Here is an 18,720-nt window from a genome sequence, read left to right as displayed (position 1 = left end):
TGCTCCAAAAATCTTAAAAATGGTTAAAAAACAATAGATTTTGGGTGCAGAATGAGGTGTATTTCAGCGTTTTACTGAATTTTAGACAGACCTATCCTGCTTAAGCAGTAATAGGTGGACGATATAAAGAACTGACGTGAAAACTAAGCTGGCTGGCGCCTAACATGGTGACTTTTTCTGATTGCTTAATTGATTTAACAACTAAATCATTTAACGGCAGGAGTGAGTGAGCTGTACAGGCATTGAACGGACACGCACAATCGCTGTTATCCATTACGTCTTCATGGCAACAATCCATATCACTCATGTCGCTGTCAGCATTCATATTAGCATGATGATCCATTTGCATGCTGGCATGTGGCATATCACATACCATAGCAACAGACGCAACTGACTGACCCACAAAAGTGAGCAGCATCATAGCTATCAATAAGTAGCTTGAAAGTCGCGTCATCATCATACCTTAAAAATTAAGTGCCCAAATTGTAGCCCGAAATTTACGAACTCGACAAGGGTTTATCTATTTTTATGCTACAGCTGGCAGCAATAGCAAACAAGCAATAACCTGTAAAATACCAAAATCCATCACCCAATTCAGCATGCATTTTTATCAACTCGCCCATTTGCCCATCGGCATTACCTGCTAAATAAGACACGATCAATGCAATCACAAACACATCGACCATGCTCCATTTACTTAGGCCTTGTATGAGTTGACCGAGCAAATACTTAAACCTATTCACTGGTAAGAAACAATAAAGCAATTGCATCAGGAGTTTTAAGGTGGGAATGACAATTGAGAACACTGCTACAAGCGCGGCAACAAGGTAGTTTTTGTTATTAGCAAGCTCATTCACGGTGCCCCAAATGCTGCGTGTTTTTTTGTAGGCATCGATTTCTCCTTCAAGCTTATCAAGCCCCAGCATGCTTGATGCCATCATTAACACGCTACGGGTATTGCGATCGCCTTCATCGGCAATCATTTCAATACCTGTTTTGGCAAGCTTAGATTTATCAATTTTTCCTTCAAGGGTGAGCACTGGCTGGGTTACACCGGGAATAAGTAACACTAAGGCAATTAAAATAGCCAGTATAGGAAAAACAACACGCATTAGTTACAAACCTTTTTAATACTCAGAGTCTGCATCATAACGAACTCTGCGCTCTTAGTCTGTAACCGATGATAAGCTTGCGAATACTTCATCTGCGTATGCGCGGGCATCATACATAGCTTGAAAAACCACATCCATCTTTGACGCAGGGCGGATCATCATTAGTAGCTCATGAGCAGTTTGCCACTCTTCTTCTTCCATCGCCTTAACAAGTTGTAAGCTCGCACCTTGCATTCCATTAAAGTTTAACAGTGCACTCGAAAGCTCACTACCCAATGAAAACTCTTTGGCAATGATATTAAGCTCCATATCTAAAATAGCGTCTAAAACAGAGAGTAAGCCGACTAAATAACCTTGTTCAGCTAGGTCTTTACCTCCGGGTTCAAGCATCAAAGCAATAAATTTAGCTCTTGTTAAACCAAGTTTGGTCAGCTCTTGCGGTTTGTCATTGCCTAATTCGCTTAGCGCTAATACCCGCACAAATTGTCTAATCGCATCTTCACCAAGGTAAATAACCGCTTGTGAAATCGAACGAATTGTTTGCCGGCTATTACTTATACGCGCATTAACTAATTTTAAAATGCGTGCAGTAAGGCCAATATCTTTAGCAACACGCTGTTGAATTGCATCAAAATTTAAATCTGTTTGCGCAGTACAGTTAAGTAATTCAAGCACAGCAATTTTTGATGGTTCAACATTACCAAAACTCAAAAGCTCCGGCTTGGCAAAAAAGTAGCCCTGAAACAGGTCGCAACCTGCTGATTTTAGTTGTTGAAAGTCCTCATAATTTTCAATGCGCTCCACTATGATATTGGTTTTTGGAAAGCTACGTTTAAGCTTTTTGATCATCATGTTGGTTTTGATAATCGGCTGCGTAACTTCAAGCTTAATAAAATCCATCAAAGGCAAAATATCTTGCCATTTCTCTGTGCCATCATAATCATCAAGCGCGAACAAATAGCCTTCTTGTTTTAATTGTTTAACGCGGTTCACTACTTTTGGAATGCTAGTAGCCCGCTCCACTATTTCGATAACCGCACTGCGTGGCTGCAACAGCTTAGGAAAGTCATCCAAAATAGCGTCAGTCGATAGATTGATAAACGCAGGTTGAAAACCTGTTAGCTTCTCGAGTCCCATCAACATTAACGCGTTAAAAAACAGCCGCCCCGTTGCTTGGCCATCACTCGTTCCTACCGGAAATACATTATCGCTCGATTCTCTATACAATAATTCGTAAGCATATAAACTTCTATCAGCATTAAATATTGGCTGCCGGGCTATATACTGAGTCATGCTCTGACTTTTATTACCTTCCATACTTAATTCTGACATTCAACTTCTCACTTAAATGTGGCTAACTCCACATTACTATTGTTATAAGTATAGTGAAAGATGTTTGCCTTGCTAAAAAACAAAAACCCAACCAAACTAGGTACATGAAAACGAATTCAATCAGACCATTGCGCTTCTCTAACTCGATTTTCTTACTGTTACTTTTTCTTACTCAAGCAGTTTTGGCTGAGCAGCAGCCTGTACTGAAATATAATGTAACCGGCTCTGGGAACTACTATCCTTATTATATTGATGACAAAAGCAATCCAGGGATCCTCCCCGAACTGATCAAGCAAGTTATGCAGCTTGCTGATGTTCAAGTAAAGCATGTCGAGCTTCCTGCAAAACGAACCGTTAAATACCTTCACCAAGGGAATATTGATTTTGATGTCATAAGCCCCGAGTGGCTGAGCCAGACAGAAAAACAAAACCGACAATTTAGTTACTCAGACACCCTGTTTGCAGTTGAGGAGTATCTCGTGAGTTTAAAAAGCTCGGTGGCTCAATGGCAGCAACTCAACAGTATTCGTAATCAACCCGTAGGGACTGTTTTAGGCTATTACTATTATGACGATAACCGCTTTAAACGGGTTGATTTTCACTCTGAACAACAACTCATTCAGGCACTAAAAATACACCGAATTGAGGTCGTCATAATAGATAAACTGCCAGCATTATATTGGGCTGAGCAATTTGATGCTGATATCAGTTTTGGCGCATTACACTCGCTAGGCAACCTAAAAATTCGCCTGCGCAGTGAACATCAATCATTGTTACCAAAAATAAATGCAGCAATCAAAGAACTTAAAAATTCTGGCAGCTTAGATGCCATAATCAATAAATACACAAAAACTATACCCCTATAATAACTAGGGATATTCCGCTTCAGTCCCTCTTTTGCTATAATGCGCGCTGTTTTTCTTACCTTGTAAACTTAAAAGAGCCTCCTATGAGCATTGAACAAGCCCTAATCGAACGCAGTAATAACCAATGTGAACTTTGTGCCGCTACAGATAACCTATCTGTATACGAAGTGCCGCCTGTTACAGAGGCTCATTCTGATAAATGCATTTATGTCTGCCAAACTTGTAAAGATCAAATCGAAAACAATGCTGATTTAACTGCAAACCATTGGCACTGTTTGAATGACAGTATGTGGAGTCAAACTCCAGCGGTACAAGTTGTCGCTTACCGCATGCTGAAACGCTTAGCTACTGATAACGGCTGGGCACAAGATGCACTCGATATGATTTATCTTGAAGAAGACACATTAAAATGGGCGCAAACAGCGCTAGCTGAAGATGACGACATTAAACACATCGACAGTAATGGTGTTGTGCTGCAGGCGGGTGATACAGTGACACTTATTAAAGATCTTGATGTGAAAGGCAGCAGCCTTGTTGCTAAGCGTGGCACAGCAGTAAGAAACATTGGCTTAACGAGCAACCCAGAACACATTGAAGGCCGTGTTGATGGTCAACGTATTGTTATTCTTACCAAATACGTGAAAAAATAACGTTTATTCTTATGCGCTTTATGTTCTTAAAGCGATTCGTTATTACGAAAATGGGCTTAGTGCCCATTTTTTGTTAATTAAGCTATGATTAAGACAGCGAACTTTATGCTAGGCAATTAAATATGATGCATAACCCTAAACGCAAGGAAAATAATCATGGCTTCGGATACCTTTTCATCTTTCAAACGCGCTTCTCTATGCAGTTTAATGATTTTAGGGAGCAGCTTGGTTTTAACAGCCTGTGGTGAAGACTCTAGTGCACCACAAGCTGAGCAATCATCAATGAAAACCCTGAATACTCAAATCACCTATTTAGATCGTAGTATGCTACCTCCGGGTTCAGTATTAAAAGTACAGCTCGCTGATGTTTCTAAAATGGATGTCAAGGCTGAAGTAATTAGCGAACAAGAAATTCAATTAGATGGTGCACCACCATATGATGTAGCACTTGAATATGACGAAAGCAAAATTGCTGACCGTCACCGCTACAGTGTAAGTGCACGCATTGAGAATCAAGGTAAATTACTTTACATCAGCACCACTCACAATAATCCATTTGCCGAAGATGCCGCTGGCGATCTGTACAAGGTAACGGTGACTAAAGTATCAGCGAAAAAGCCAGACGTGACTTTGACCAATACCTATTGGAAAGCAGTTACCATCAGCGGTGAGGCTATCACCGTTGAAAATAAAGAACCTTTCGTACAGTTTAAAGACGATGGTTCAACCAATGGTCACTTAGGTTGTAATAACTTCTCAGGCAGTTACGAGGTTAATGAGCAGGCGCTCACATTCAAGCCATTAGCAAGCACCAAAAAAATGTGTGTATCACAAATGGATATTGAAGCGGCCATGTCGGCAGCACTTGCAGCCACGGCTAAGTACTCAATCAATGGTGAGCAGTTAACCTTGTTAGATGATAGTGATGAGCCACTTGCGACCTTCGCAGCGACTTATATGAATTAACAACAGTTAAATTAACAACGCCCAGCAATTGCTGGGCGTTTTTGTATTGAAGATATTACTCTTCAACTAATTGTTCACTGCGATAAAAACCACTGCTATCGCTTAGTATGGAAACAAGTTCTGGTAATACAGCATCCATCGTTTGCTTTAATTTCCATGGCGGGTTGATCACTATCATACCCGATGCAGTCATACCATGAACGTCGGTATCGGCCTCTGTTGCAAGCTCGAAAAGCTGAATGTTACGCATACCCGATGCGATTAAACCCGCCTCCATTCTGTCAATTCGTTCACGGTCTACAACCGGATACCAAATCATGTACGTCCCCGTAGCAAAGCGTTTATGCGCCTTAACAAGAGTATTAACGACCGTATCGTAATCGTTTTTTATTTCGTAAGGAGGGTCAATAAGCACGCAAGCTCGACGTGATGCTGGTGGTAATAAACCAATTAAGCCTTGAAAGCCGTTTTCACCACGTACGCGAATAGAACGCTTACCTTTCATGTTGTCTTGCAGTAACTGTAAGTCACGTGGATGCAACTCAAAGAACCAACCGTTATCTTGGCGACGTAAAAAGTGCTCTGCAATTTTTGGCGAACCTGGGTAAAAATCTAAATTACCATTTGAATTAAATGATTTAATCAGCTCAATATACTCATTAAGTGCATCATGCTCACTGTTGTGCTGCCAAAGCTTAGCAATCCCATCTAAATACTCTTGTGTTTTTTGTGCATCACTGCCTGCAAGTTCAAAAAAGCCAGCACCTGAGTGGGTGTCCACATAATCAAGTGGTTTGTCTTTAATTGTTTGGTACTTAAGAACTTCAGCTAGAACAAGATGTTTTAGCACATCAGCAGGGTTACCTGCATGAAAGGAGTGTCGATAACTAAGCATATTTATAAATCGCCAAATGCAAAACTGCATTAAAAATGAATAGCCATATTGTACATGATAAACAGAAAATGATCCTAGCATCTGGCGCTTTGGTGAATCATAAATGAATAAAAAAGCCGCTACGCTGAATTACACCTTAATAATAAATAAAAATCCCCTAAAACGGCCGTAAATGCTGGCATATCTAGACACTTTCCTTTACATTTGCATGACAATAATCACAGTTTTATGAGCGCATTTATGAATAACGAAACTCTTTCCCAACTCGAACAACTGATCGACAAATTAATCCTTCGCAACAGCGAACTTGAAAGTGAAGTTAAAAGCTTACAAGAACAAACCGCTAAGCTTTTAGATGAGAACGAAACTCTGCAACTAGAAGTACTCGAAAACGAAGAGAAACAAAAAGATACAAGCAGCACATTGACTGGACTGCTTGAGAAATTACAAAGCGTTCAACAGGCTAGCTAATGAGCAGCCCACAAAGTCAGCGGGTCACCGTAGAGCTACTAGGTAAAGAACATGAGTTTTCTTGCCCTCCTGGGCAAGAGCATGCCCTAGTTGCTGCTGCACAAAATTTGAATGACTTAGTGGAGCAAATGAAACAACGCTCATCGGTTCGCAATGACCAAAAAGCGTTGCTGATGGCAGCATTGCATCTAAGTCATGAATTGCTTGAAGTAAAATCGCAACAAGCTGAACAAGAGCAACAACATGACAGCTTAATAGATAAGCTCAGCCAACACCTTAGTATTTAGAAAAAAGCGCATCTGGCGCTTTTTTTGTTTACAATCAACAGCACTGACACCTATTCGAGCGAAACACCATGCGATTTTGTGCTTTTTTAATCTGTCTTTTCGTAAGCTATAGCGCCAAAGCAAGCGTTAGCTGGCATAGCATCACTCCCGAAATCCAATTTCTACAACAACAAAATAAGCTGCGTTTTTACGATTCGAATCAAGTGCTGATAGAGGGTAAAGAATGTGCCTTAATGTTTGATGCCAGTGGTAACTTTGCTGAAGTAGAAAAGCTCGCAGAGCAGCTAAAAAAACGCTTAAAAACACCATTATGTTATTTGGTGGCGAGTCATTATCATGATGATCATCTACTAGGCTTGGCCGTTTTACAGGCTGAGTTCCCTGAAGCTAAGCTCATCGTACATCAGCAAGTAGCGACTGAGTTTGTTGCAATGCAGCAAGCATTGACTGATAAATTAGATGGTTATGAAAAAAGCATAGAACTGAGCTATCAACGCCTTGCCAATCAACCTGAAGATCAGCAAGCAGTTTGGCGCGACAAACTAGAACTTGCTAAAAAACGCTTATTTCGCTGGCGAGAGCTCACCCTGAACCCACCAGCTATTAACATAACTGAATCAACACAGCTAGACCTTGGTAACTACCCCATCGTTATTACACCCTACCAAGCGCATACTAAGGGTGATCTGACCCTTAGTGCCGATCAAGGTCGCGTGCTATTGGGTGGCGATATAGTCGACAGCTTACCCTACCCAGGACATGGCTCGTTTTCTAGCTGGATAAGTGCGCTGCAAGATATTCAAAAAAATACCACACTGACAACTATTTTACCGGGTCACGGTAAGCCACTGACACCTGCTGGACTTGCACTCCCTTTAAGGTTTTTAAAAACCATTCAAGAGATGACAAACTCCTCACCAGATAAGCCCGTTAGTGAATTAATTCCGCTTTTTCCTACTGAGATAAAACAGCAATACCAGCTAGATGAAGTGGGTGAAAGAGCGTTTTCTATGTTTTTAGAAGCTGGACTTAAACAGGGCAAGTTGTCAAAATAGGGCTAAAATAGTAAAAGGATTTTATTATATGGCTCAAGTAAGTTTGAAATATTTACTTTTGCTGAGCTTGTTTATTGGCTTACAAGGATGCCAACTAACTCAGCAAGAAACAGAACAGCAACGGGCAAGGCCGGAGATTTTTAGCCATTACGAGCCCGATTTAACAACCCGACAAGCACCTAGTGAGTTTGTCGATTCAACGGCTGTCGAACCTCGCCCTATTGCTGCGCCCATAGCAGTCAATAATATTCCACTAGCAAAGCCTCGCGCGAAAGATCTGTGGCAGCATATCGCCAACAATTTAACGCTGGTATTTCAAACCAATAAACATACATCTGCACGAGTAAAATGGTATTTAAAACAACCCAATTACCTAATTAAAGTAAATAAACGTGCGGCACCTTATTTGTATCATATCGTCACACGTATCGAACAACAAAAGCTACCGATGGAATTGGCCTTATTACCCTTTGTTGAAAGTGATTTTAGACCAACAATACGATCATCAGAGCAAGCGGTAGGTGTTTGGCAGCTAGTCGGCGCGACAGCCTATCATTTTGGTGTGCAAAGCGACCAATGGTATGACGGCCGCCAAGACATACTTGCTTCAACCGATGCCGCATTAGCTTATTTAAGTTACTTACATAAACGCTTTGATGGTGATTGGCTGCATGCCCTTGCCGCCTATAACAGTGGTGAAGGACGCGTTAAAAAAGCGATCGAAAAAAATAAAAAGCTTGGCAAGAAAACTGATTATTGGTCGTTATCGTTACCAAAAGAAACCGCTGAATATATTCCTAAACTTTTGGCGCTTAGCTATTTACTAAAGCACCCAGAAAAAGGTTTAAAACGCCCGAAATTAGCGAATAAAGCACTCACCACAGAGTTTGATGTAGGCCAACAATTTGATTTTTCAGTGATCGCTAATTTATCTGGCATCGGCCATAATCAGCTCCATAAATTAAATCCAGGGTATTTAAAAAACCAAAGTTCCCCGAATGGCCCACATACTTTACTTCTGCCAATAGAGCGCCGTACGCTGTTACAAAGCAAACTGTTTCGCAACAATTTTGCTGGAGAATACACAGTACAAAAAGACGATACCCTTTACAGTATTTCAAGGCGTTTTAAAATGTCTGTAAAAGATCTAAAAACTCTCAACGATAAAACAACAAATTTGATTAAGGTAGGTGAACAATTGCGCTTATCACAACCACAAACCATGCCGGAATCATTATTGGTTGATTACAATATCAGTCCCTACCTTGAGCAACATGAAGAAGTCATTTCTACAATCGCTATCGACTATCAGGTTAAACCTGGAGACTCAATTTGGAGTATTAGTCAGCTATACGACGTGCCTCATAAAGACGTCGCAACGTGGAATAAGCTCAGCGCTACCAGCATTTTAAAACCCGGTACTATTTTAACATTGCACTTACCTCAAGCTAAGCCAACTGAACCACAAGTGCCAGCAAGTGAAACCATGCTGTCAGGGATTGAAAGCTCATTGAAAAAGCCTTGATTGCTCAGCACTTGTGGTTAGCGTAAAATCAGTGCCTATATTTAAATTCTAAAGAGAAATAACATGCAGATCAGTAAAGACGCAGCAGTTGAGTTTCACTACACACTTAGTGAAGCAGGCGAGCAAATCGAATCAAGTAAAGATGGCGAGCCACTTTCATATATCCATGGTACTGAAGGCATGCTTCCTGGTCTTGAGAAAGCCCTTGAAGGTAAAGCGGCTGGCGATAATTTTAGCGTAACACTTGAGCCTAGCGAATCTTACGGCGAACGCGTTGATAACCTAATTCAACGTATTCCACTTAAGCACTTACAAGGCAACACAAAAGTGTGGAAGCCAGGTATGACTGCTATCGTTCATTCAAATCAAGGTCGTCACCAAGTAACTATCGTTAAAGTAGGTCGTTTCAATGCAGATTGTGACTTAAACCATCCATTTGCAGGTAAAACGCTGACATTTGACGTTGAAGTAATTAATGTTCGCCAAGCGACAGCTGAAGAATTATCTCACGGCCACGTGCACGGTGAAGGCGGTTGTGGCCACAGCCACTAAGGGTAAATAATGACAAACGTTGCAATTGTCACCGGTGGCAGTAAAGGTATTGGCAAAGCGATAGTCGAGCGTTTAGAACGTGAAGCCTACACAGTTTATAACTTAGATATTACCCCATCAGAGGGCAATTATCGCCACTGTGATGTCAGTAATACTCAGCAAGTGAAGTCGACTATCGCCGATATTGTTGCAGAAGAGGGTCGTGTCGATGCTTTAATTTCTAATGCGGGTCGTCATTTAAGTGCCAACATTGAAAATACCGACGAAGCAACGTTTGATGCCCTATTTGCGCTCAATGTGAAAGGTGCCTATGCCGCAATTCAAGCTGTATTACCTAGCATGAAAAGTCAGCAAGGAGGCAGTATTGTAGTGGTTGCCTCTGATCAGGCAATTATCGGCAAACCAAACTCGTTTGCTTATAACCTGACCAAGCATGCACTGGCTTCAATGGCAAAAACGACTGCACTGGATTATGCCGCGTTTAACATTCGTGCTAATGCGGTTTGTCCGGGTACGATAGAAACACCACTGTTTCATAATGCGATTGATGCCTACTGTCAGCGCAGTGGTGCAGATAAAGCAGAGATTGTTGCTGAAGAAGCCGCGCTGCAGCCGTTAGGCCGTTTAGGGCAACCCGAAGAAATTGCTGCTTTGGTTAATTTTTTAATAAGCCCAGAAGCGAGCTTTATCACTGGCAGCTTACAAAGTATTGATGGTGGATACACCACGCAATGAGCGACAAAATTATTGACCCTCATGTGCACTTTTTTAACCTCACTGAGGGTCAATACACTTGGCTACAAGGTAGTAATCCCCCCGCTTGGCCAAATCTAGATAAAATTAAAAAGCAAATTGTCGCTTCTGAACTTAAAGCTGCTTGTCCATTTCAACTAGAAGCCTTGGTGCATATTGAAGCTGGCTTTGATAATCAAGCACCAATTAATGAGCTCAATTGGCTTGCAACGCATTTAGACGACATTCCGTATCGCGCAATCAGCTACAGCCCGATTGACGTATCTCCCAAGCAATTTGAAGCGTCACTCAATAAGTTAGAACATCCATCTTTAGTTGGTATTCGCGATATAACAGAAGGTGATGAAGCTAGGCGCTTATTAACTCCCCACTGCCTAGATAATCTAGCCTTTCTCGCAGCCGAAAACTTACACTTTGAAGCACAGTTTGAAATTGAAAACATACAGATAACTGAGCAGCTTATTAAGTATTGCACAGCACTACCATCACTACGAGTGGTGATTAATCATTTAGGCTTTATTAGTGATGAGCAAAGATGGCTTGAAGCAATCATTAAACTCAGCCGCTGCGATAATATCGCGATAAAGTTCTCAGGGTTGGAGTTCACACAAATTGCCACAAACAAACACCTATGGCTGGTTAATAATTTAGTTAAGTACTTTGGTGAGCATCGCGTTATGTTTGCCAGTAACTTTCCTGTATGCCAAATAAATACCAGTTACGAAAACTGCTGGCAACACTATCACTCACTGTGCTCGCTGCCGAGTTTATGGCATCAACTTAGCTATAAAAACGCCTGCGAAATCTATCTAATTGCTTAAAAACTAGCTATATTCAAATAAGTTAATTTATCTGGAACTCTGTTTTATGTTTAATGCTTTAAAAAAACCTATGGCAAGTAGTACCTTTATTTGCTCGCTGATTTTAGTTGGTTGCGGTGGTTCCGGCAGTTCAGATTCAGACGTAATTGCTAGTGAAGACATCACTTGGACTCAAGGTGTATTTGAGCCATCAAGCAAATTTGATCAACAATGCCAAGCACTCAATGAGAAGCATTGGTTACGAGCTTGGAGTCATGAAACTTATCTGTGGTATGACGAAATAGTTGATCGAGACCCTGCGCTAACTGAAGGGGTATTAAATTATTTCGCTTTATTAAAAACTGAAAACACTACAGATTCAGGTGCTAAAAAAGATAATTTCCACAGTAGTTTACCCACAGCTGAATGGCAAGCTCAAAGCCAATCAGGGCAATCTTTTGGTTATGGTTTCAAACTTAGATTGATAAGTGCGGGCGCCCCCCGCCAAGGCATTATTTCCTATACTGAGCCAAACTCTCCTGCATCAAACTTGAATCTTGGCAGAGGATTAGAAGTAATCGAAGTGGATGGTGTCGACTTTGTAAATGCAACGACCCAAGCAGAGGTTGATATATTGAATGCAGGCCTATTTCCATCTGAGTCCGGCAAAGTTACTTCATTTGTATTTCGAGATATAAATACCAGTGAAATTCGTGAAGTGAGCATGACTGCACAAACTATTACTGGCCAAGCGGTTAGTAACGTTAAAACATTTGCGGATGGTGAAGTGGGTTATTTCCAGTTTAATCGCCATAATGCAGTTGCAGAAAAACCTCTGTACGACGCATTTAACAGCTTAGCAGCAAGTAATGTTAAAGATTTAATTATTGATATGCGTTACAACCCAGGCGGATTCCTTCAAATGGCAAGTCAGGTTGCTTATATGGTGGCAGGCGAGAGTAATACCAGTGGCAAAATATTTGAACAGACTATTTTTAATGATCAACACCCAACTTTTAACCCTATTACTGGGGAGCGCTTAGAGCCTGTTCAGTTTACTAATGAGTTTTTAGGTTTTGCAGACAATCCTGCGATTACGCCTGGTACTTCGTTACCTTCTCTAAATTTAGAGCGAGTCTTTGTGCTGACAACAGACAGTACCTGCTCAGCAAGTGAAGCTGTGATCAATGGCCTTAGGGGCGCTAATATAGAAGTAATTCAAATAGGCGAAACAACTTGCGGTAAACCCTATGGTTTTTATCCAACTGATAATTGCGATACCACATACTTCAGTATTCAATTTACTGGCGTCAATAATAAAGGGTTTGGTGAGTATGCTGATGGTTTCTCACCACAAAACAGCAACGATAGTGAATTTCAACCTGTAAAAATCCCAGGCTGTGCAATTGCTGATGATTTCACTCACCAACTAGGCGATGAAAATGAAGCAATGCTCAGTGCTGCACTTAGCTATCGAGAGAATGGACGCTGTCCAGTAGCTACTTCAACAGTCAGTGAGCAAGGCTTTGCACCTGCTACTTATAACGATACGCCGCAAGTACGTGATATACGAACTTCAACCTTGCTTCAACAAAGTAAAATATTGAAGCAATAGGAGCGAATCATGAGAGTTCAATTAGCTAGCTTATTAATGCTTTTGACCTTACTAGGCTGTAGTGCTCAAAGCCAAGAGCCTACACCTAAATTGCAACATGCACGGCTTACTGAGCCGCAAAGTGAACTAATAGCGCAAGGCATCGCAAGGTTGATGCACAGCAAGCCAATTGCTGTTGCTGATGATGCTTTTATGAATACCAGTGTGCTTGTCACTGACAGTATGAATGTAATGGATGGGCAAGGTAACCTTATAATGGGCAAGCAACTGTCAATGCCAGAACGCTTTGAGCTACTTATTAAAAACCAAATATGCTTTGTGCGCCATTTAGATAGTAAAGCGACCGAGCCTCTTCCTTTGGTGAAATGCAAACCAGTTGATTAATTCAAAGCTAAAAAGTAGATATAAAAAAAGCCCTTGCGGGCTTTTTTTTATAATATGTTGGTGAATATTACTTAATCTCAACACGTTGTGAGCGCATAACGACTTCATCATTTAATTCAATACCGATACCTGGCTCTTCTGATACTTGGAAGAAACCATTTTTAGGTTGTGGATCTTGAATACACAATTCACGGTTCCATTTCTTAATCGCGTAGGTGTGATGTTCGTGAATTAAGAAGTTAGGAATCGCAGTTTCTAAGTGTAACGAAGCTGCAGTTGCTACAGGGCCGCCACACACGTGAGCTTGAATACGCACATCAAAGATATCAGCATAATCACACACTTTCTTAGTTTCAGTGAAACCACCACACAAGCCTAAGTCTGGCTGTAGCACATCAATACTTTGATCTTCTAAGTATGGACGCACCCCCCAGCGGTTATACAAACGTTCACCACCTGCAATTGGCACCGCTACTTTGTCAGCAACTTTTGCGTGTAATGAATGATTTAAGTAATTCACAGGCTCTTCGTAATACATACAATCGAACTCTTCAGCAATTTCACCAATTTGAATTGCTGATGTTGCGCCTGGTAAACTGTGACACTCAAAAATAATGTCAACTTCGTCACCGACTGCTTCACGAATAGCCTGCATACGCGCACGATATAATTTCATTTCTGCACGAGAAATAATGTTAGTGCGATCGTAATAAGTATTGCCGTTTTTATCGTACTGGATTGGGTCAACTTTTACCGCATCATACCCTTCAGCCATCGCCTTAAGCGCTGCTTCTGCGTATTCTTCTGGGTGAACAAGCGCTTTAAATTCGCTGTCCCAGTCAAACTGTAATTGTGATGCATAAGTACGTAGCTTATCGTTAACTTTACCACCTAATAGTTGGTAAACAGGCAAGCCTAATGCTTTACCTTTAATATCCCAAAGTGCAGTATCAATGGCGCTCATTGCTGCATACACAACAGGACCGCCACCTAAACCCCAAAAGCTTTCGCGCAGCATTCGTGACCACAGTTTTTCTGTTTGAAATGGGTCATGACCAATTAAAAAGGCATCAGCCATTTCTTTGATCATTGCCGCAGCTGCACTATGACCTAAATCATAAGCCAGACCCGCTTCACCCACACCGCTAATACCTTCATCGGTGTGAATACGCACAAAAACAGGTGTCCAAGCAGGTCTGTCTGGACAATGAATATCGAACACTTCGACGCGATTAACTTTCATGGTTACTCCTTACTGAGCAAAACTAGGATCAAGACGATAAGCTTTACGCAACATGGCTGGCCAAGCTAACTGACCACCGGTGCTGCCGCTATGCACGACATTCGCTTGATTATAAATATTATCGATAATAGGTTGTGGTACCGGGATTGCCGTTTGACCACTGGCTTGAATAGCCAATTGAATTTCACAGGCGCGCTGCAAATCATAAAAGCGCATAAAGGCATCCCCCACCGTTGGGCCAACAGTTAAGCCACCGTGATTAACCAATAACATGTGATTAGTGGTGCCTAAATCATCTTGTAGACGCTTTTTCTCATCACTGTTTACCGCTAACCCTTCGTAGCCATGATAAGACAATGATGGCAATGAGAACATTGAGTATTGGCTAAGTGGCAATAGGCCTTTTTCTTGCGTTGCAACGGCAATGGTTTCTTTTGTGTGTAAATGAATAACACAGTGAGCGTCATCACGAACTTCATGAATAGCGCTGTGAATAGTGAAACCAGCCGGATTAATTTTAAATGGCGTGTCATCAAGAATATTGCCAGCTAAATCCACCTTTACAAGGTTTGATGCCGTCACTTCATCAAAACTAAGACCAAATGCATTAACTAAATAGTGATCTGTGCCCGGTAAACGTGCCGATAGGTGGGTATAAATTAAATCCCCCCATCTAAAGTGCTCAACTAAACGGTAACATGCTGCTAAATCAACACGAAGCTGCCATTCTTGTTCAGATACTTTATTTTTTAAATCGAGTTTTGGTAAGTCAAACATGGAAAACCTTGTATATGTGACACTGCACAAATAGATGTATAGAAGTCTAAATTACTATTAGTAGATGATCAATAGGTGATACAAAAAGGCCACATCAATTGATGTGGCCTTTTCACGCTAAAATGGTGTTTATTTTACTTGTGATAAGTAATCAGCAATTGCAGCCATTTCTTCTTCAGATACGTTTGCAACCATTGCTTTCATCGCAGCAGCCATACCGTTGCTACGCGCACCTGACTTAATGTCTTTCATTTGTGCTAGTAAGTACTCTTTATTTTGACCATTTAATTTAGGGTACTGAGGCATGATAGGCGCTTTACCTTCTGCACCGTGGCAAGTTTGGCAAAGCTTAGCTGTGTATAGTGTTGCACCATCCGCAGCCATAGTGTTGAAAGATAGGCTTGCAGCCATTGCAATGCCAGCCCCACATAAAATTTTCGTGATCTTGCTCATATCTATTTTCTCTTTTTTGACGGGTTATTAAACATTTTCTTTAGTGTAGACCATGATTTAACAATATTGCACCCGAAAATTGTAACGGCAATAGAAACAGTCACTACCAAATTAAATCATCAGGTACTTCAAAATCAGCATACGGATCATCTTCATCCTTTTGCTTATCTTCAGGCTCAACATGGAACACTATGTAGTCTTCGCTGACTTCAGCGACTTTTCGTGCTGGTTCGTCTTCCAGTACAAAAAATTGGCCTTCTAAAACACAAATTGCTAATCGGCCACCAGCTAGGGCCTTTTGTGTTTTTTCATTTACTTCGAGCTCTTTCACTTTATTTTGATAAGTGAAGTTAAATGTGCGATCACCACGGATTTCATCTTGGTTGTGATGCTCTAAAATCTGTTTAATGCGCGCTACTTGCTCACGTTGCTTTTGCTCTTCTAAACGCGCTTTATTAAGCTCGTCGGCTTTTTTCTGCTGCTCAAGCTTAGTTTGTTCAATATGTTTTTGCAGATCGCTAGGATTACTCGTGGCGCCTTTCTTTTTCTTCTTTTGCTGTTTGCGCTTTTCTGTTTTGGCTACTTTAGCTTTATGTGCCGTAGTAAGACCAGCCTTAAGTAATTGATCTTGTAATGAACCCATGACGAAATTCCAATTTATTAATGCGTATTAGGGTTATTTTAATCAGCTCTGCCAACAAATAACAGTACTGAGCCCACTTGATTCACAGCAATCGAGTATATTGATGTGAGATTAACACGCGATGAAATCATGACATATTGATTTAACGCAAGATTTATCATTTTAGTCGCCTTTGAACTTGTAAAAAAACCTGTACCCGATAAGCTAGGGCTTTTCCTCTTGGGAGCTAAAAATGCAGCTGCGACATTTGTTACTTTGCTCTGTGTTTATTTTCTTTGTTTTATACGCCCCACAACCCTTACTTGGATTATTTGCCAGTCATTTTTCTGTATCGCCAGCCACTGCTGGTAGCTTAATGACCGCAACTATGTTGCCACTAGCCATTGCTCCTTTAGTGTATGGCTTATTTTTAGCTAAACGAAACCCACTCACAATTTTAAAGATTGCCATGTTTGTGTTAGCAATCAGCTGTATCGCTTTTACTTTAGCACCAAGCTTTGAGCTGCTATTGCTGGTTCGTTTTATACAAGGGATCACCCTACCCGCGGCGCTCACCGCTATGACCAGTTATATTGGTGTGACTTTTCAGGCCGACCAATTACAACGTAATATGACACTTTACATTGGCAGTACCATTGTTGGTGGCTACTTCGGACGTATGCTCGCCGCCTTGTTTACTGACTTTTTAAGCTGGCAAAGTTTTTATTATGTGATTGCGCTTGGGTTAGTACTATTTGCACTCGCCATTCCTAAATCAGGTAAAGGCGCGAGTATTCATGCTGCAAAGTCGCCGCTGTTGTATCTAAAGCAATTAAAAGATCCGTTGGTATTAAAGCTCTACGGAGCAGTGTTTTGTATGTTCTTTTGTTTTGCGGCACTGTTAAATTATTTACCTTTCATTCTGCAAGACAGTTTTGCTATCACTAACACCCGAGACATCGGACTGGTTTACAGCGGCTACTTGCTGGGCGCGCTGGCTTCCATAGCCACACCTTGGCTGTTACGAAAGTCATCAACACCTTGGCGTTTACTAACCTGGGTTTTTGTATTCTATAGCCTGACGATGGTGTTATTGATGAGCCAACAGATACTATTATTTGTGGTTGCTTTTACTGGCTTTTGCGGTGCAATGTTTGTGATCCACTCAAGTGCCGCTCCATTGGTAAATAAAATCAGCAGTGCACCTGCAAGTGTCACCAATGGCGGTTATGTATCGTTTTATTATAGCGGTGGCGCATTAGGTTCATTATTGCCAGGGCTGGTATATCAGCAACACGGCCAAGTTGCCTTTATGACCGTGCTACTTTTAGTCTGCTTAGTAGGTTTAAGCTTAGTTTATTTGGCAGGTAGAAATACAATACGTGGTTGATGCCCAGTACTTTCAAAAAACAGCTCTAAGTCCTCTTTTTTCATTAGCCAAGTGGCAGTATTTTCAAAAGGGTGACAATGAAAAAGCTCGTTAAACCAAATTTCTTGGTCTAGCCAAAAAGTGACATTATTTTGCTTATCGTTTAACAGTGCCAACATAGAAACACAGCCCGGTGGCACTTTAAGATAACGCGCTAACCGCTCATCAGATGCAAACCCTAAGCGAGATAACCCCTGCTGCTGAGCAATGGCTTTTAAGTCGAGCTGCTTATCGTGAGCAGTGATCACTAAAAAGTGGCGCTTACCTTCGTTATCTCGTAAAAACAGGTTTTTTAATCGAGTGCCCGGTCTATCGAGCATAAACTTATCGGCATCTAAGCTGCCGTGTAATGGTGGATGCTCAATCACATCATAATTAATATCTAATTGAGCTAGCGTAGCAGCTAACTTGCTTTTATCTGCATACATTTACAAACAACGTCCTCGTAATTGCACACTTAAATCACGCCATAATACTTCGTCAATAACGTGTTTATCGTCGCAGTATTGTCGCTCTTTAAGCTCTTCATTTAATAATTCAACCGCTTGGTCTTCGAGCATAAGTTTTAAGTTGCTCGACTCTTCAAATACTTCTTGCTCGGCAAAATCTTTAAACTGCCGGCGTGTCATTGGCTTATCGAGATTAATCGGGCGTCTGCCCTGTGCTTTAACTGACACCACATAGGCAAAGATTTTATTGCCTTGCTCGTCATTCTTTTCGTAAAACTGTTTATTATTGATTTCAAAAGGAGGCGCTTCTTCTTGGCTTGCGCAACCGGCAAGTAAAACAACCAAAAGCCATGCTATTTTTTTCATTATTGGATAAGCCTTAAACAGTGAATGCGCTTTAGTCTACCAAAAATAAAACTACAGAGTAAAAATTCGAACATTTTAAAAAAAATACTTGACCACAAATGCAAAAATATTTAAAGTT

General features: G+C 41.1%; 24 protein-coding genes. 13 read left to right on the top strand and 11 right to left on the bottom strand.

The features are described from left to right. Window positions 1-100: 100 nt before the first annotated feature. The 3 genes from AOG27_RS07870 to AOG27_RS07860 are packed head-to-tail and all read right to left on the bottom strand — an operon-like array spanning window position 101 to window position 2,444. Entirely contained in the window at window positions 101-454 is a 354-nt protein-coding gene (locus AOG27_RS07870) for a hypothetical protein (RefSeq protein WP_054552465.1), read from the bottom strand. A 43-nt stretch (window positions 455-497) separates the two neighbouring features. Then, on the bottom strand, window positions 498-1,112 hold the full coding sequence (locus tag AOG27_RS07865; RefSeq protein WP_054552464.1) for a paraquat-inducible protein A: 615 nt from the start codon (window positions 1,110-1,112) through the stop codon (window positions 498-500). 54 nt (window positions 1,113-1,166) lie between these two features. Then, on the bottom strand, window positions 1,167-2,444 hold the full coding sequence (locus AOG27_RS07860; protein WP_054552463.1) for an EAL and HDOD domain-containing protein: 1,278 nt from the start codon (window positions 2,442-2,444) through the stop codon (window positions 1,167-1,169). Between the two features lie 104 nt (window positions 2,445-2,548). Between AOG27_RS07860 and AOG27_RS07855 the strand changes: the two genes are divergently transcribed. From AOG27_RS07855 to AOG27_RS07845, 3 genes are all read left to right on the top strand, one after another. Next, on the top strand, window positions 2,549-3,310 hold the full coding sequence (locus AOG27_RS07855) for a substrate-binding periplasmic protein (RefSeq protein WP_054552462.1): 762 nt from the start codon (window positions 2,549-2,551) through the stop codon (window positions 3,308-3,310). An 83-nt stretch (window positions 3,311-3,393) separates the two neighbouring features. Further along, window positions 3,394-3,960, top strand: coding sequence for a PhnA domain-containing protein (locus AOG27_RS07850; protein ID WP_054552461.1), 567 nt, complete (start codon window positions 3,394-3,396; stop codon window positions 3,958-3,960). A gap of 156 nt (window positions 3,961-4,116) precedes the next feature. Next, window positions 4,117-4,926, top strand: a complete 810-nt coding sequence (locus tag AOG27_RS07845; protein WP_054552460.1) for an META domain-containing protein — start codon at window positions 4,117-4,119, stop codon at window positions 4,924-4,926. Window positions 4,927-4,981: 55 nt separating this feature from the next. On the opposite strand, the gene AOG27_RS07840 is transcribed toward AOG27_RS07845, so the two are convergent. Then, window positions 4,982-5,821 (bottom strand): 23S rRNA (adenine(2030)-N(6))-methyltransferase RlmJ, encoded by an 840-nt coding sequence (locus AOG27_RS07840; protein WP_054552459.1) that lies wholly within the window; start codon window positions 5,819-5,821, stop codon window positions 4,982-4,984. Between the two features lie 240 nt (window positions 5,822-6,061). Between AOG27_RS07840 and AOG27_RS07835 the strand changes: the two genes are divergently transcribed. The 9 genes from AOG27_RS07835 (at window position 6,062) to AOG27_RS07795 (ending at window position 13,263) form a co-directional block, all read left to right on the top strand. Beyond that, window positions 6,062-6,292 carry a hypothetical protein gene (locus AOG27_RS07835; RefSeq protein WP_054552458.1) on the top strand — a complete coding sequence of 77 codons (231 nt, stop codon included), beginning with the start codon at window positions 6,062-6,064 and terminating at the stop codon, window positions 6,290-6,292. Continuing rightward, entirely contained in the window at window positions 6,292-6,579 is a 288-nt protein-coding gene (locus AOG27_RS07830; protein WP_054552457.1) for a cell division protein ZapA, read from the top strand. The genes AOG27_RS07835 and AOG27_RS07830 overlap by 1 nt, the downstream gene beginning before the upstream one ends. Window positions 6,580-6,647: 68 nt before the next feature. Further along, a complete protein-coding gene (locus AOG27_RS07825) occupies window positions 6,648-7,634 on the top strand; it encodes an MBL fold metallo-hydrolase (RefSeq protein ID WP_054552456.1) in 987 nt (328 codons plus the stop codon). Window positions 7,635-7,662: 28 nt separating this feature from the next. Next, window positions 7,663-9,159, top strand: coding sequence for a transglycosylase SLT domain-containing protein (locus tag AOG27_RS07820; RefSeq protein ID WP_152967124.1), 1,497 nt, complete (start codon window positions 7,663-7,665; stop codon window positions 9,157-9,159). Window positions 9,160-9,222: 63 nt separating this feature from the next. Further along, entirely contained in the window at window positions 9,223-9,711 is a 489-nt protein-coding gene (locus AOG27_RS07815) for an FKBP-type peptidyl-prolyl cis-trans isomerase (protein WP_054552455.1), read from the top strand. A 9-nt stretch (window positions 9,712-9,720) separates the two neighbouring features. Next, entirely contained in the window at window positions 9,721-10,446 is a 726-nt protein-coding gene (locus tag AOG27_RS07810) for an SDR family NAD(P)-dependent oxidoreductase (RefSeq protein ID WP_054552454.1), read from the top strand. Further along, entirely contained in the window at window positions 10,443-11,285 is an 843-nt protein-coding gene (locus AOG27_RS07805; protein ID WP_054552453.1) for an amidohydrolase family protein, read from the top strand. The genes AOG27_RS07810 and AOG27_RS07805 overlap by 4 nt, the downstream gene beginning before the upstream one ends. Window positions 11,286-11,331: 46 nt before the next feature. Continuing rightward, on the top strand, window positions 11,332-12,879 hold the full coding sequence (locus AOG27_RS07800; RefSeq protein WP_054552452.1) for a S41 family peptidase: 1,548 nt from the start codon (window positions 11,332-11,334) through the stop codon (window positions 12,877-12,879). A gap of 9 nt (window positions 12,880-12,888) precedes the next feature. After that, window positions 12,889-13,263, top strand: a complete 375-nt coding sequence (locus tag AOG27_RS07795) for a hypothetical protein (RefSeq protein ID WP_054552451.1) — start codon at window positions 12,889-12,891, stop codon at window positions 13,261-13,263. Window positions 13,264-13,330: 67 nt separating this feature from the next. Here the strand turns inward: AOG27_RS07795 and AOG27_RS07790 are convergent, their stop codons facing one another. The 5 genes from AOG27_RS07790 to AOG27_RS21860 form a co-directional block, all read right to left on the bottom strand. Continuing rightward, window positions 13,331-14,506, bottom strand: a complete 1,176-nt coding sequence (locus AOG27_RS07790; RefSeq protein ID WP_054552450.1) for a mandelate racemase/muconate lactonizing enzyme family protein — start codon at window positions 14,504-14,506, stop codon at window positions 13,331-13,333. A gap of 9 nt (window positions 14,507-14,515) precedes the next feature. After that, a complete protein-coding gene (locus AOG27_RS07785) occupies window positions 14,516-15,283 on the bottom strand; it encodes a class II aldolase/adducin family protein (protein WP_054552449.1) in 768 nt (255 codons plus the stop codon). A 129-nt stretch (window positions 15,284-15,412) separates the two neighbouring features. Then, window positions 15,413-15,736: a c-type cytochrome gene (locus AOG27_RS07780; protein ID WP_054552448.1), complete on the bottom strand. Its 324-nt coding sequence runs from the start codon at window positions 15,734-15,736 to the stop codon at window positions 15,413-15,415. A gap of 103 nt (window positions 15,737-15,839) precedes the next feature. Next, window positions 15,840-16,379 (bottom strand): DUF2058 domain-containing protein, encoded by a 540-nt coding sequence (locus tag AOG27_RS07775; RefSeq protein ID WP_054552447.1) that lies wholly within the window; start codon window positions 16,377-16,379, stop codon window positions 15,840-15,842. A gap of 38 nt (window positions 16,380-16,417) precedes the next feature. Then, the gene (locus AOG27_RS21860) at window positions 16,418-16,540 is read right to left on the bottom strand and encodes a hypothetical protein (RefSeq protein ID WP_267237900.1); all 123 of its coding nucleotides are present in this window, start codon (window positions 16,538-16,540) and stop codon (window positions 16,418-16,420) included. A gap of 71 nt (window positions 16,541-16,611) precedes the next feature. Between AOG27_RS21860 and AOG27_RS07770 the strand changes: the two genes are divergently transcribed. Beyond that, window positions 16,612-17,748: an MFS transporter gene (locus tag AOG27_RS07770; RefSeq protein WP_054552446.1), complete on the top strand. Its 1,137-nt coding sequence runs from the start codon at window positions 16,612-16,614 to the stop codon at window positions 17,746-17,748. Here AOG27_RS07770 and AOG27_RS07765 read toward each other — a convergent pair. Together AOG27_RS07765 and AOG27_RS07760 are read right to left on the bottom strand one after the other, a co-directional pair. Then, the gene (locus AOG27_RS07765) at window positions 17,715-18,215 is read right to left on the bottom strand and encodes a prolyl-tRNA synthetase associated domain-containing protein (RefSeq protein ID WP_054552445.1); all 501 of its coding nucleotides are present in this window, start codon (window positions 18,213-18,215) and stop codon (window positions 17,715-17,717) included. The genes AOG27_RS07770 and AOG27_RS07765 overlap by 34 nt on opposite strands. After that, entirely contained in the window at window positions 18,216-18,602 is a 387-nt protein-coding gene (locus AOG27_RS07760; RefSeq protein ID WP_054552444.1) for a hypothetical protein, read from the bottom strand. Window positions 18,603-18,720: the final 118 nt, after the last annotated feature.

Source organism: Pseudoalteromonas lipolytica, assembly GCF_001306915.1.
Classification (GTDB): domain Bacteria; phylum Pseudomonadota; class Gammaproteobacteria; order Enterobacterales; family Alteromonadaceae; genus Pseudoalteromonas; species Pseudoalteromonas simplex.
Note: the sequence above shows the minus strand (reverse complement) of the source record. Positions and strands in the feature narration are given on the sequence as shown.